At 43.8% G+C, this 12,773-nt stretch carries 12 protein-coding genes; 5 read left to right on the top strand and 7 right to left on the bottom strand.

Annotated features, from left to right (window positions below):
• Positions 1–2: 2 nt before the first annotated feature.
• Positions 3–143 (top strand): MFS transporter small subunit, encoded by a 141-nt coding sequence (locus U5K35_RS04985; protein ID WP_322570365.1) that lies wholly within the window; start codon positions 3–5, stop codon positions 141–143.
• A 638-nt stretch (positions 144–781) separates the two neighbouring features.
• Here the strand turns inward: U5K35_RS04985 and U5K35_RS04980 are convergent.
• The 4 genes from U5K35_RS04980 to U5K35_RS04965 form a co-directional block, all read right to left on the bottom strand.
• Positions 782–3,241, bottom strand: a complete 2,460-nt coding sequence (locus U5K35_RS04980) for a glycogen/starch/alpha-glucan phosphorylase (RefSeq protein WP_322570364.1) — start codon at positions 3,239–3,241, stop codon at positions 782–784.
• A gap of 71 nt (positions 3,242–3,312) precedes the next feature.
• A complete protein-coding gene (gene ispE, locus U5K35_RS04975) occupies positions 3,313–4,182 on the bottom strand; it encodes a 4-(cytidine 5'-diphospho)-2-C-methyl-D-erythritol kinase (RefSeq protein ID WP_322570363.1) in 870 nt (289 codons plus the stop codon).
• 30 nt (positions 4,183–4,212) lie between these two features.
• Entirely contained in the window at positions 4,213–4,470 is a 258-nt protein-coding gene (locus U5K35_RS04970) for a SemiSWEET transporter (RefSeq protein ID WP_416221581.1), read from the bottom strand.
• Positions 4,471–4,486: 16 nt separating this feature from the next.
• Positions 4,487–5,911 (bottom strand): CCA tRNA nucleotidyltransferase, encoded by a 1,425-nt coding sequence (locus U5K35_RS04965; RefSeq protein WP_322570361.1) that lies wholly within the window; start codon positions 5,909–5,911, stop codon positions 4,487–4,489.
• 96 nt (positions 5,912–6,007) lie between these two features.
• Here U5K35_RS04965 and U5K35_RS04960 point away from each other — a divergent pair, with 96 nt between their 5' ends.
• Entirely contained in the window at positions 6,008–6,943 is a 936-nt protein-coding gene (locus U5K35_RS04960) for a cation diffusion facilitator family transporter (protein WP_322570360.1), read from the top strand.
• Between the two features lie 534 nt (positions 6,944–7,477).
• On the opposite strand, the gene U5K35_RS04955 is transcribed toward U5K35_RS04960, so the two are convergent.
• Positions 7,478–8,155, bottom strand: a complete 678-nt coding sequence (locus tag U5K35_RS04955; protein ID WP_322570359.1) for an OmpA family protein — start codon at positions 8,153–8,155, stop codon at positions 7,478–7,480.
• Between the two features lie 224 nt (positions 8,156–8,379).
• Between U5K35_RS04955 and U5K35_RS04950 the strand changes: the two genes are divergently transcribed.
• Positions 8,380–9,114 carry a hypothetical protein gene (locus U5K35_RS04950; RefSeq protein WP_322570358.1) on the top strand — a complete coding sequence of 245 codons (735 nt, stop codon included), beginning with the start codon at positions 8,380–8,382 and terminating at the stop codon, positions 9,112–9,114.
• Positions 9,115–9,418: 304 nt separating this feature from the next.
• Here U5K35_RS04950 and U5K35_RS04945 read toward each other — a convergent pair whose 3' ends face one another.
• Positions 9,419–10,129 carry a sugar phosphate nucleotidyltransferase gene (locus U5K35_RS04945; RefSeq protein WP_322570357.1) on the bottom strand — a complete coding sequence of 237 codons (711 nt, stop codon included), beginning with the start codon at positions 10,127–10,129 and terminating at the stop codon, positions 9,419–9,421.
• A complete protein-coding gene (locus tag U5K35_RS04940) occupies positions 10,071–10,415 on the bottom strand; it encodes a sugar phosphate nucleotidyltransferase (RefSeq protein WP_322570356.1) in 345 nt (114 codons plus the stop codon). The genes U5K35_RS04945 and U5K35_RS04940 overlap by 59 nt, the downstream gene beginning before the upstream one ends.
• A 241-nt stretch (positions 10,416–10,656) precedes the next feature.
• On the opposite strand from U5K35_RS04940, the gene U5K35_RS04935 reads away from it, so the two are divergent.
• On the top strand, positions 10,657–12,252 hold the full coding sequence (locus tag U5K35_RS04935) for a UDP-N-acetylmuramoyl-tripeptide--D-alanyl-D-alanine ligase (protein WP_322570355.1): 1,596 nt from the start codon (positions 10,657–10,659) through the stop codon (positions 12,250–12,252).
• A 191-nt stretch (positions 12,253–12,443) separates the two neighbouring features.
• Complete coding sequence (locus U5K35_RS04930; protein WP_322570354.1) at positions 12,444–12,761, top strand: hypothetical protein; 318 nt, start codon at positions 12,444–12,446, stop codon at positions 12,759–12,761.
• Positions 12,762–12,773 lie beyond the last annotated feature (12 nt).

Raw genomic sequence — 12,773 nt, 5'->3', positions numbered from 1 at the left:
GCATGAAAGAGATATCAGAACAGGAGATCGAAAAAACACCCGTTATCAGGATCGTCTTGGCCTGGCTGTTTGTGAGTATTCCCCTGATGTGGGGAATATATGAAGTGGTATTGCGATCTCTTCCGCTTTTTACAGGTTCGTAGAAATTAAAATTCGACTAATCTCTCTATAAATAATCGTGAAACAGACGCCAAAAAGTCCCACTTTGAATGGGGACACTCTATAGCGAATGCTTATCTCGTGCTTATGTTATTTTTAACAAAAACCATTTTTTTGAAACCTTTGATCCGCATTATGCGGATCAAATATAATTAGCCCCGACTGCAAGTCGGGTGAAATAATATCAAGGTATACAAGAGAACCCCGAATCGGGGTTCAATTACTCGATTTGATTTTTAAAAACCGGATGAATAACAGAAGGTAAATTTTAAATGCTATTGGGGAGAGAAAAATCTTGAAAAATGAAATTGCATTATTAAACCCTTTCAGGGTTATGAATTGATCTATTCGTCGTTACCCCGACTTGGAGTCGGGTCTAATTACATTCGATCGCCATCGGCGATCATATATAAACTTTATTGTTATAAATTAACACGAGTTCGATTTTTAACAGTTAAAGATGGATTTGACCAATTTCCCTCTGCGAAATTCAGCGAAAATATCCGTCCCGAAATTTCGGGACGAGAGACTTTCATCAAATCATCTTTTGTAGCGCCAAAAAAAGCCCCTCTGAAATCAGAAGGGCTTTATAATCTGTTGGATTTCGAATGTTACAGAGTGATTACTTCTTCACTTCCACGTCCCAGATTTCATCCGCATAATCCTTGATCGTGCGGTCTGAGGAAAACTTTCCAACCCGTGCAGTGTTGAGCAGAGCTTTGCGGTTCCATTCATCCTGATCCTTATAGAGCTTATCAACTTCTGCCTGCTTGTTAACGAAAGCTTCGTAATCGGCCAGAACCAGAAAGTAATCTCCTTTGTGGAGCAGTGAATCGATGATTGGCTGATACAGCTCCTCATCGTCATTGAAGAATCCGTCTTTGATCTGATCCAGGGCTTTCTTCAGTTCATCGTTGGAGTTGTAGTAGTCCCACGGATTGTACCCTTCATGACGCAATTTCTCTACGTCATCCACGGTGTTTCCGAAGATAAAGATGTTTTCATCGCCAACTTCTTCTTTGATTTCCACATTGGCACCGTCAAGTGTTCCAATTGTGAGCGCACCGTTCAGGGCGAATTTCATATTACCCGTTCCGGATGCCTCAAAACCTGCTGTTGAGATCTGTTCTGAAAGATTAGCCGATGGTATCATCTTCTCGGCAAGTGTTACGCTGTAATTTTCAAGGAAGATAAACTTCAGCTTGTCGCCAACGTCCGAGTCATTGTTGATCTTCTTGCCGACATCATTCATCAGCTTGATAAAGAGCTTAGCCATGGTGTAACCCGGCGCGGCCTTACCGGCAACCAGAATAGTTCGTGGAACAAAGTCGCCGTCCGGATTCTCTTTTATGCGATTATACTGTGTAATCGCATAGAGAGTGAGCATAAACTGACGCTTGTACTCGTGAATTCGCTTAATCTGGATGTCAAACATCGATTGGGTATTCACTTCAATACCACGCTTCTCTTCGATGTAATCCGCCATGCGCTGCTTATTGTTCTGCTTCACTTCGGCAAACTTTTTCAGGAACTTCTTGTCGTCCACAAATTTCTCCAGCTTTTTCAGCTGATCGAGATCGGTTACCCAATCTTCTCCTATTTCGCCGGTTATCAGATTGGCCAGTTCGCGGTTAGCCTGCCTGAGCCAGCGGCGCGGTGTAATACCGTTTGTCTTGTTGGTGAACTTATCCGGGTAGATCTCATAGAAATCTTTAAACAGATATTTTTTAATCAGGTTACTGTGTAGTTCAGCTACGCCATTTACTTTATGTGAGCCAACAATTCCGAGCGAAGCCATGTGTACTACCGGATCTTCACCTTCTCCAATAATCGACAGCCGGCTGATTTTGCTCTTATCATCACCGATTTGATCACTGATCTCACTCAAAAATCTTCGGTTGATCTCGTAAATGATTTGCAAGTGACGAGGCAGCAGGCTTCTCAACAGAGATACAGGCCATTTTTCAAGTGCTTCCGGCAGAAGCGTGTGATTGGTGTAGGCCATGGTTTTCTTGGTGATATCCCAGGCCAGATCCCAGTTCAGCCCCTCTTCATCAACCAGGATTCTCATCAATTCCGGAATAGCCAGATTTGGATGAGTATCGTTACACTGAATGGCAACCTTATCGGGCAGTTTTCTCCAGTCGTCATTGGTTTTCTTGAATCGGCGAAGGATATCGCCAACAGAAGCCGATACCAGGAAGAACTCCTGTTTTAGTCTCAATTCCTGCCCTACAAATATTTTGTCATTCGGGTAGAGTACGCGCGAGATATTTTCATTCAGCTGTGTGTCGCGCACTGCATCAATGTACTGCCCCTGATTAAAGCTTTTCAGGTCTATAGATGAAGATGATGAAGCTTTCCAGAGTCTTAGATTGTTAACCACATCATTTTTGTAGCCCGGTATCGGCGTATCATATGCTACGGCCAGTACATCGTGAGTATTATCCCATCGAAATCTCAAATCGCCACTGTCATCATGGTAGGCGTGAGAATTTCCGTAAAATGGAACATTATACTGAATTTTTGGCCTCACAATGTCCCACGGATTTCCATATCGAAGCCAGAGATCCGGCTTTTCGACTTGATACCCATTCTCGATTTGCTGATAAAAAATCCCATAATCATAGCGGATCCCATAGCCAATCGCTGGAATTCCGAGTGTTGCCATGGAATCAAGAAAGCAGGCTGCAAGTCTTCCCAGGCCGCCATTACCCAGGCCGGCGTCCCATTCTGCACTTCGTACCTTATCGTAATCCAGTCCCACCTCTTTCATGGCTTCTGCAGCCACATCCTGCATTCCAAGGTTGACGAGCATATTATCGAGCAGCCGCCCGATCAGATACTCCATAGAGATGTAGTAAACTCTTTTTTTATCGTCGTCGTAATAGCGTTGCTGCGTATTCAGCCAGCGATCATGCAGACGGTCCATAACAGAAAGGACTACACTTCGGTAGTTATCCCACTCGGTTGAAGAGTACTTATCTTTAGAGAGAGTGTATCGCAGGTGTTGTTTAATATCTTCTTTAAATGAATCCACATCCATGCCGGCGCGTGGGTCTATATTCTTTGATTTGCCCATAGTGTCAAATTGTTAATTGTCAATCAGTTATTAGTGGAGCGCTTAAACGTACAGCGTTCTCTCCAAATGGTTTAGTCTTTTCTGTAAATTCCGTTGTCAGGTTCAAATTCAGGCCTGGTCAGATTTGCCGGAAATCCAAGCTTATGAAACGATTCGTAGGCATTAATTGCAACAAAATCCTGATCAAATATTCCGTAAACCGTGGAACCGCTTCCGCTCATCATGGCAACCTCAGCGCCAAATTCAAGCATCTGATCCTTAATATTGCCAACCAATTCATGCTTTGCAAAAACCGGAGCTTCCAAATCATTTTCCAGTAAAAACTGCCACTGGTCAATCTCTTCTTCCAATAATACACCTTTTATTGAAAAGTCATGGTCCGGGTTTGGAGTACAATTCTGATATACCTCAGGAGTGGAACTTTCAAAATTCGGATACATCACAACAATCCATGCATCGGGTTGTATGTCGGCCGGTTCAATATCGTGTCCAAGGCCGGTAGCAATTCCCGGTTTTCCCTTGATGAAGAAAGGGACGTCGGCTCCCAGCGTTCGCCCAAAATCGATCAGTTCATTGTCTGATAGTCCGGCATCTTCGAGTTTGTTCAGGATTCTCAAGGTTAATGCAGCGTTGCTGCTGCCCCCGCCCAGTCCTGCCCCGGCCGGGATATTTTTGATCACGTTAAAGCTGTAATGATTATTCAGTCCAACGTATTTTTCAAAAGTATCGTAGGCTTTTGTGATTAGGTTTGAAGAATCTGTTGGGATGGTTTCATCAGACATCGTGAGCTGATACGACTCAGACTCTTTTACTTCAAATCGATCTTTCCACTCAATAAAACAGAGCCCGGTTTCAATCCGGTGATAACCGGTCGGGAGTCTTTCCAGAACATGGAGCCCGAGGTTAATTTTACCGTAAGAGTTGGCGATCCACATAGACATAAAGTGTAAGTTGAAAGTTTGAAGCTTCGGTTAGTTTTTAAACGTGAGTTTGAAAAACAAGATACTGACGGCTAAAATTAAAGTAATGGCATTTGCCAGAATAATAGGCAGGTCAGAGATCATAATTCCATAGATCAGCCAAAGCAGAACGCCCGTGCAAAAAATGGAATACATCCCGAGCGACAGATCTTTTGCCGATTTAGATTTCCAGGTTTTAATAACCTGAGGAAGGAATGCAGCAGTAGTACAAAATCCGGCTGCCAATCCAATAAGAGTCATGAGTTCCATTGCTGTTTAGGTTGGTTTATTTTTCAACTGAATTGATGTATTCAGTTTTTATCTGCTGCAGGTAATCATAAGCAGCCTCGTAATTATTGGGGATCTCGCCGTCAAGAATGGCATCTTTAATACGATCTTTGACTTTACCGACAACCGGGCCGGGTTTTACGCCCAGCTCATTCATAATCTCCTCACCGTCGATCGGATTTTTCCAGTTTCTCATCCGATCCTTCTCTTCTACCTCAACAATTTTTTTCTCAACACGATCAAAATTATTCCGGTATTTTTTTCGTCGCCACTCATTTTTACTGGTGATATCTGCCCGGCAGAGAGCCATTAGGTCTTCGATGTCATCCCCTGCTTCGTAAATGAGTCTTCGAACGGCACTGTCGCTCACTTCCTCCGAAACGAGGGCGATTGGCCTAAGGTGAAGGCGCACTAATTTTTGAACATAACGCATGCGGTCATCCAGGGGCAGGCCCAGCCGCTTAAAAATTCGTGGAACCCACTTGGCGCCTAAAGCATCGTGGCCGTGGAAAGTCCACCCAACTTCTTTTGAGAATTTTTTGGTTGGCGGCTTTGCAATGTCGTGCATAATTGCGGCCCATCGCAGCCAGAGATCATCACTCTTTTCTGCGGTGTTGTCGAGCACTTTCAGTGTATGCCAGAAATTATCTTTATGGCGCTGACCATTGATTACGTCCACTCCCAGTAAGTTGACCATTTCCGGAAAAAATTCCTTCAAGAGGTTGGTTTTTAACAGGAGTTCAAACCCGATGGATGGCTTTGGACTGAGCACAATTTTATTAAGCTCATCCAGGATTCTCTCTTTCGAGATGATGGAGAGCCTGTGGGACATTTTGCTTATAGCGGAGAAAGTTTCTGGATCAATATCGAACTGCAGCTGAGTGGCAAAACGCACGGCTCGCATCATACGCAACGGATCGTCATCAAAAGTCTGTTCCGGATCAATTGGTGTGCGGATAATTTTGTTCTTCAAATCCTGAATGCCGTTGAACGGATCGTGTAAAACACCAAACTGATCCGGGTTAAGACACCACGATAGCGCGTTGATGGTAAGGTCGCGTCGCAATTGATCATCTTTTAAAGTACCGTCTTCCACAATTGGTTTGCGCGAATCCCGCCGGTAACTCTCTTTTCTGGCTCCGACAAATTCCAGATCTAAATCGTTATATTTGATTTGTGCTGTGCCAAATTTCTTAAATACAGTGAGTTTACTGGTATTCAGTTCTTTCGCAATTTTTCTGGCGAGCTGAATACCCGAACCTACGGTAACAAAATCGATGTCGGTGATTTCGTCAGGATCCAGCCGTTTGAGGTAGTAGTCGCGAACATATCCGCCTACAACAAAAACCTGTTGTCCGGCGGATTCTGCAATGTTCCCGATGGTTTCAAATATCTCTTTGTGTTGTTTTGGAATTTCCAGCAAAATGAATCTTATTTTTTAATTAGCTTTCTAAAATAAAAACTATCCGCATAGCATTCAGCAATAGTCCGGATTTCTTTTTAGTTAAATTTTTCAAGAATGACTGCATCTTCCAAAGTTAAAAATGCGCTTCGAATCAGCCTTATCGTTTCTTTTTTGTCACTTGTCGTTAAAGTGGCTGCATTTTTGATTACGGATTCCACAACGGCAATGTCTGATGCTGCCGAATCGATTGTTCATGTTTTGGCGGTTGGATTTGTTCTGTACGGGTATCATTTGAGCTTGAAGCCGGCAGATGACAACCACCTTTATGGACATGAACGAATAGAGTTTCTCTCTGTTGGGGTTGAAGGTGTTGTGATTATTCTGGCCGGTATTTCCATTCTGTTTCTGGCTATTCAGAACCTGATAACTGGACTGGAGCTTCAAAATCTTGGCACCGGAATATACCTGGTAGGTTTTGCGGCGGTTGTAAACCTGGCTCTTGGATTATACGTTCGAAAAGTTGGCCGGGAAGAGAACAGTATGATTGCCATCAGTAACGGCAAACATGTACTTACCGATGTCTGGACCAGTGGCGGTGTTATTGTAACACTGTTTCTGATTAACCTTACCGGATGGGTTTACCTCGATACCATAGTCAGTATTTCTATTGCATTTTATATCTCCTACGAAGGTTTTAAGCTGATCCGTTACTCGGTGGACGGCATTATGGACGCGCGTAATCCCGCGGTGCATGACGCGCTTGAAACGGTGCTGAATAGCGAACTTCCGAAAGATGCCACGGGCTGGCACCATTTACGCCACAGAACATCGGGGCATACCACCTGGGTTGAACTGCATGTAACGTTTAAGAAAGAGATCAGCCTTCAAAAAGCCCATGATGATGCAACCCTGCTTGAGCGAAAATTAATTGACGCCTTGAAAAGTGATGCAATCGTTACCATCCACCTGGAACCGGAAGCTCCGCACGATGAGCTGCACAAAGTGCTGAAGGGAGCCAATAAAAAACAACGCTTTGATGATTTTGTTTAACTTTGAGTGCGACTTTAGTAAGAAAAGAGGTTTCTCTTCTCCAAAACCTATTTTTTTAAAAGAGAAAAGAGCCCACCGGCCTTGATTGATGGAGGATTAGCATGGTTTGCATCAAAGCGCGGGAGACATCACAATATCGGCTCCCTTGGGAGCAATCGATGTTGTGTAACCGCGCGGGCAAACCAGGCCCGGAAGCGATCACAGCCGGGAGTTTTTGGTTACTTTTGGCGGTCCAAAAGTAATACAGAAAACAAGAACAGTTGGATGTTCAATGTAAGATTTGTAATGATTTCAAAATTATAAGGTAGTGTCATGAGTTGGGAGTGGTTATACTACTTTGATCAGAGCTTATTTTTAAAAATCAACTGATTAATCCATTCTCAAACACATTTAAACCACTGTGCGGATATCACTTCGTTTGGATTACTATTATTAAGTAGAGTGACTTTTGATTCACAAAAATGCCAAATTAGAATAAAAAAGGCGATACCTATTTGGCATCGCCTTTATGAATTTTAAACAAATCCGACAATTTTACTGCTGAGCTCTTTCCAATCTTGCGATGTACTCTTCACTTGCAAAGATTGCCACTTCAACACGCCGGTTTTCCTGCCGTCCTGCTTCAGTCTCATTATCAGCAATTGGCTCATACTCTCCGCGGCCTTCAACCTGAACTCTGTCAGCAGCTATTCCCTGTTCAATTAAGTAATTTGCTGCAGATTGTGAACGGCGCTCGCTCAGGCGAAGATTATAATTTTCATCACCTGTAGAGTCGGTATGCCCAACAATCATGAGATTCGTATCCTCATCATCGCCCATTATTCGGGCTAATTTTTGAAGATTCTCTTTTGATGCATCTCTGAGAGCAGAAGAATCGAATCCAAAAAGAAGTCCGCTGTCGAAACTCAGGGCAATTCCCTCTTCAACACGCTGAACAGTTACGCCTTCCAGTTCGCGTTCAAGCTCCTCCGCTTTTCGATCCATATTTCGGCCAATGATTGAGCCTACAGTGCCTCCGACTGCTGCTCCGGCAATGGCTCCGGCCGCTGTGTTACCTAATGTTTTACCGATAACGGCTCCAACGGCGGCACCTCCACCTCCACCGATTACGGCTCCTTTCGCTGTGTTGCTCCAGTTAGAACATCCGGAAATAATGAGAGTTGATGCAATAATCAGAAGAATAATCGTAGTATGTTTTGATGTACGTAGCATATTTTTTGAAATTAGTTGATGTGTGATCTCTTGTTAAAACTTAGGTTTAGATAATTTGTTTCAGTTCGAATTGATTGTTCAGGCTGAGTGAATATTATATTGCGTAAAGTACTCAATAAATGATCGGTTCGCTACATGAACGGATGACATTATCATGCGGTACAACAAATCGGTGTATATATTTACTATTACTGTACAACAGATAATAAAAACTAAATAGAGTGATGAGATATTTGATACTGTCTGTATTTGTGCCAATTCTGTTTATAACAGGGTGTGCACCGGAGCCCGTATTTAGATTGGAGTCACAACAAGATGATGTCCTCAACTATCGCGGGATGGAGTACCTTCATAGCGAGGGTGAAAACTCCTCGGTTACCATGGCTTACTACCGTCACATGGGGCAACAAATCGTGATGGATGTTGAAATCGTGAATTACTCAGATTCAATTGTTCAGATTGATACACCGAATTTCAAATACAGTGCAAAACATGAATATTCTGACGGCAGCTATGATCCGCTGGGTGGAGGAACCGCATACGATCCGGAGCAAATCATACTGAATCTGGATCTGGCTTCATCCCGTGCAGAAGCCAGTGAGCGCACCAGCCGCGTACTGGATGGATTGAGTACCACCGCATCCATTGCTTCAGATATTGCGAATGCCGGAAACCAAACCACTGAGGAGATTATCCAAAGAGAGAATGAGAGAACCCGGTCGGCTTTAGAGAGAATGGAGCGAAGGGATCAATTTTATGCAAGAGTCTCAAGTTTGAATGAACAAAGGGCGTATTGGGAAACGGAAGTGTTGAGAAAAACAGATCTCTATCCGGAAGAGGCAATTGCAGGTGAAGTGCGGTTCCCGGTAGTTGAGGATGCAAATGTGGTTGAGTTTTCAGTGATAGTGGGTGGCGAAGAGCATCACTTTGTATACCGGCAGAAAAAATTCAAGCCATAAAAAAAGAGCGCGATCTACAGATGTAAACCACGCTCTTTTAATAAATTTGAAGCCGGATCTATATTAACGTCAGTACGAGATAAAAACTTTGAATTTGGGTGTGAGAAATCCCCTCCTTTTGCAAGGAGGGGATTTAGGGGAGGTTCAAAAAAAGTCTGATCCCAAGTTTCTAAACATAAATCCTTCGCAATGAACGTAAACCACCCCTGTCCTCCGTACGAGACTTCGGAAGGCGGGCCCAACCCCTTCTTTTTCGAAGGAGGGGAGACTTTTTCCGAAATTATTATGTCGAACTGAGGTTATATTACTGCTTCAGAATCGAGTGGTCCCCGATATGAATCTCACCGGTGGCTTTATGCGCCTCAGCAAAATTACCGACGGTTGAACGGTTCAGCTTACAGCCGGTAAGTTGTGCATTTTTCTGAATAATGCTGTTTTCAATTTTGCTGTCTTTTATAACAGAATCGGCTTCAATACTGACGTTCGGGCCAATTTCACTGCCGGAAATTTCAACTCCATCCCCAATGTATACCGGCGGATGAATCGTTGTGTTTTCATATTCACCGAATGAATGTTTCTCCTTCTCCAGTATTTCTCCGGTAGTGTCGAGCCAGGCCGGCAGCGTTCCGCAATCCAGCCATTCGTCAACGGTCGCTTTTTTGAACGATTTGCCATCCTTAAGCAAGCGATCCAATGCATCCGTCAGCTGATACTCATCACCATGCCCGGTAACGTTATTATCCAGCAGGTACTGAATCTCTTTCTTCAGATCCTCACCCTGTTTGAAGTAGTACACGCCAATGATGGCCAGATTAGAGATAGGTTCACTTGGCTTTTCAACAAAGTCTGTAATGGTGTCTCCATCATGAACGGCTACGCCGAATCTGGATGGGTCTTCCACCTCTTTCAGCCAGATCACGCTATCGGCATCATCCACGGTTACTTTTTCGTAGGAATCAAAAATGGTATCGGCAAAAACAATAATAACTTCGCCCTTCAAGATCTTCGCCGGCACATAGTACAGCATGTGCGGTTCCGAGAGCAACATCCTGCACGCGGAATGTTGCTTTTGCGTTATGGCGCTTGCTCATATCGGTAAGCGTCTCTTTGATTTCGCGCCCAAAATCGGGACCTAGAATGTACACAATTTCGTCGATGGTGCGGTCGAGAGTTCTTGCAAATGTCTCTACAATTCTCTCAACAATCATGGTTCCGGCTACGGGAAGAAGTGGCTTTGGCGTTGTGTGGGAGTGTGGACGCACACGTGTACCGCGGCCGGCCATAGGTATAATCAGTTTCATAAAATCTGGTTGTTCTTTTTTAAATTTTGGGAAACATCCGGTTATTTAATCACTCTATGATTGTGAACTTTTAAGTTTAGGATGTTTACTATCTTGTTATCTGTTTTTCGATCAATTAGCGAACTGAATATAACGGTTCATCGGTTGATTTTCGAACTGTGAACGGATACTAATTTTTTTATACTCAGACGGATAATCTCAGGTTTATCGTTGAATTACTCACTTAATATATAGTTCAGATTTGGATATCTACACGCTTTTTATGAATGCGATCATTATTCTTCTGATCGCAATTTTTATAAGACACTCACTGCACCGGCTCCGATATTTTCTTCACATGTTTCAGCAGCTGGGGTATAAAACCAATGAGTTCCGCTATTGGGTGATGGATCATTTTTTCAGCCGGTTTTTTACGGCCGAGCATATATTGTTCAATCTGATCATTTTGGCGATGATCACTCTTCTTGTTGATCGAATCACGCTCACTGCCGGAGCCATTACGATGTTTGTGTTTACACTTTTTTGGTTTCTGGGCACCTCAAAATACAAGGCTGAAAAAGAGAAAAAGCCGCTTGTCTATACGGCCCGCCTAAAACGATTGATGGTGACGGCACTAATAATCATCGGGTTTCTTTGGTTTTATATGATCGATATTGCCTACAGGGGCGTTCAGCTTCGGGATTTTGTAGCGCCATTTATCAATGTTGATCCCTATTTCCTGAGTTTTGGGATGGTGGTTGTAGATATTTTCATTCCACTTTTTCTATTCTTATCAGCCTACTTAATGAAGCCTGTTGAGAAAAAGATCCAAAATGGATTTAAGAAGCAGGCACGAAAAAAGCTGGCTTCACTGCCTCATTTGAAAGTGATTGCCATTACCGGCAGCTACGGTAAAACGAGTACCAAGTTTTTGATGGATGCTTTTCTGAAAGAGCGTGTTCGTGTTTGTGTTACGCCCGGCAGCTACAATACCCCGATGGGAATTTGCAAGGTGATCAACAACGACCTCGACGCTCATCACCAAGTGTTGATTCTGGAAATGGGTGCGCGGTACAAGGGGAATATTAAAGAGCTTTGTGAGATTGCCCGGCCCGATATTTCAGTGGTAACGAATGTGGGGCTTGCGCATTTGGAAACTTTCGGATCTCAAAAAGCTATCGCCAGGGAGAAATCAACATTGGCGAGGGAGTTGAAACCCGGCGGTACTTTGGTATTAAACAGTGATGACCCGCTTGTAAAAGAGATGGCTGAACTGCGTGATGACGTAAAAACAGTATTTGCAGGCAGCGAAGGGAAAGTCCGCATTTCAGACAGCGAGACCGACGCCGACGGAACCCGTTTCGTAATGAGTGTTTTTGATGAGAAGGGAAACAGAATCGACAAAGAGGATTTTAAAACCAAACTGCTCGGAAATCACATCATTCAAAACATGTCTATTGCGGCAGCTGTAGCCCTGGAGTTTGACATAAGACTGAAAACCATGGCGGTTGCTGCTTCGAAAATGGAGCCGGTAGAGCATCGTTTAGAGCTAAAAAAACGAGACGGTTTGATTGTAATTGATGATGCATTCAACTCAAACCCCGTGGGAGCCAAAAACGCGGTGGATATACTGGCATCGTTTAAATCCGGTAAAAAGATCATCATCACTCCGGGGATGATAGAGCTGGGTGAACTGGAAGATGAGGAGAATCAAAAACTGGGCGAGCACATCGCCAAAGCCGGCCTCGACCTCATTATTCTGGTTGGCGATGAGCAGACGAAATCAATTCAGAAGGGCATTAAAGAAGCCAGGAACGGTGAAGCATCCGATGTGCGAATTGCCAAAGTCGCTGTTTGAGGCTAACGACATTTTAAAAGAATTTGCCTCCCCCGGCGATGTTGTTTTGTATGAGAATGACCTGCCTGACACCTACAATTCATAGTAGCCCTGCCGCATCGCATAAACATGTGAATTTGCCCAAATACTGAAACAACTCTTTTCTGATGCTGTTTAGGTGGATAATCACACGTTCACCTAATCGCGTTATTATGAAAAGATGGATACTTAAAGCAGGGTTGCTTCTTGCATTGATGGTTGCTGTATCCGGCTGTATGGTTTCTGGCGGATTGGTAATAGAAACAGAACCAATTATTATTGGCGACCCACCCCGAAAAGTTGAACACAGGGCAAGATCTGTTCAAGAAAGGGCAAACCATCGGTTTAAGGTGCCTCCGGGACACATGCCTCCGAGAGGAATGTGCAGGGTTTGGTATTACGATCGCCCGCCGGGACATCAGCCGCCTGCAGTATCCTGTCATCGAATTGGGCATCGCGTACCGTATGGAGCGGTAATTATTCGCGGGTAGCCCGGATTATTC

This window comes from Rhodohalobacter sp., assembly GCF_034521535.1.
GTDB lineage: Bacteria > Bacteroidota > Rhodothermia > Balneolales > Balneolaceae > Rhodohalobacter.
Note: the sequence above shows the minus strand (reverse complement) of the source record. Positions and strands in the feature narration are given on the sequence as shown.

Excerpts from the sequence above, each read along its gene's own strand:
- ispE (WP_322570363.1), bottom strand. The coding sequence starts at position 4,182 with ATGTCTATGTGGATCGCCAACTCTTACGGTAAAATTAACCTCGGGCTC.
- U5K35_RS04955 (WP_322570359.1), bottom strand. The coding sequence starts at position 8,155 with ATGCTACGTACATCAAAACATACTACGATTATTCTTCTGATTATTGCA.
- U5K35_RS04930 (WP_322570354.1), top strand. The coding sequence starts at position 12,444 with ATGAAAAGATGGATACTTAAAGCAGGGTTGCTTCTTGCATTGATGGTT.
- U5K35_RS04940 (WP_322570356.1), bottom strand. The coding sequence starts at position 10,415 with ATGAAACTGATTATACCTATGGCCGGCCGCGGTACACGTGTGCGTCCA.
- U5K35_RS04980 (WP_322570364.1), bottom strand. The coding sequence starts at position 3,241 with ATGGGCAAATCAAAGAATATAGACCCACGCGCCGGCATGGATGTGGAT.
- U5K35_RS04985 (WP_322570365.1), top strand. The coding sequence starts at position 3 with ATGAAAGAGATATCAGAACAGGAGATCGAAAAAACACCCGTTATCAGG.
- U5K35_RS04960 (WP_322570360.1), top strand. The coding sequence starts at position 6,008 with ATGACTGCATCTTCCAAAGTTAAAAATGCGCTTCGAATCAGCCTTATC.
- U5K35_RS04950 (WP_322570358.1), top strand. The coding sequence starts at position 8,380 with ATGAGATATTTGATACTGTCTGTATTTGTGCCAATTCTGTTTATAACA.
- U5K35_RS04970 (WP_416221581.1), bottom strand. The coding sequence starts at position 4,470 with ATGGAACTCATGACTCTTATTGGATTGGCAGCCGGATTTTGTACTACT.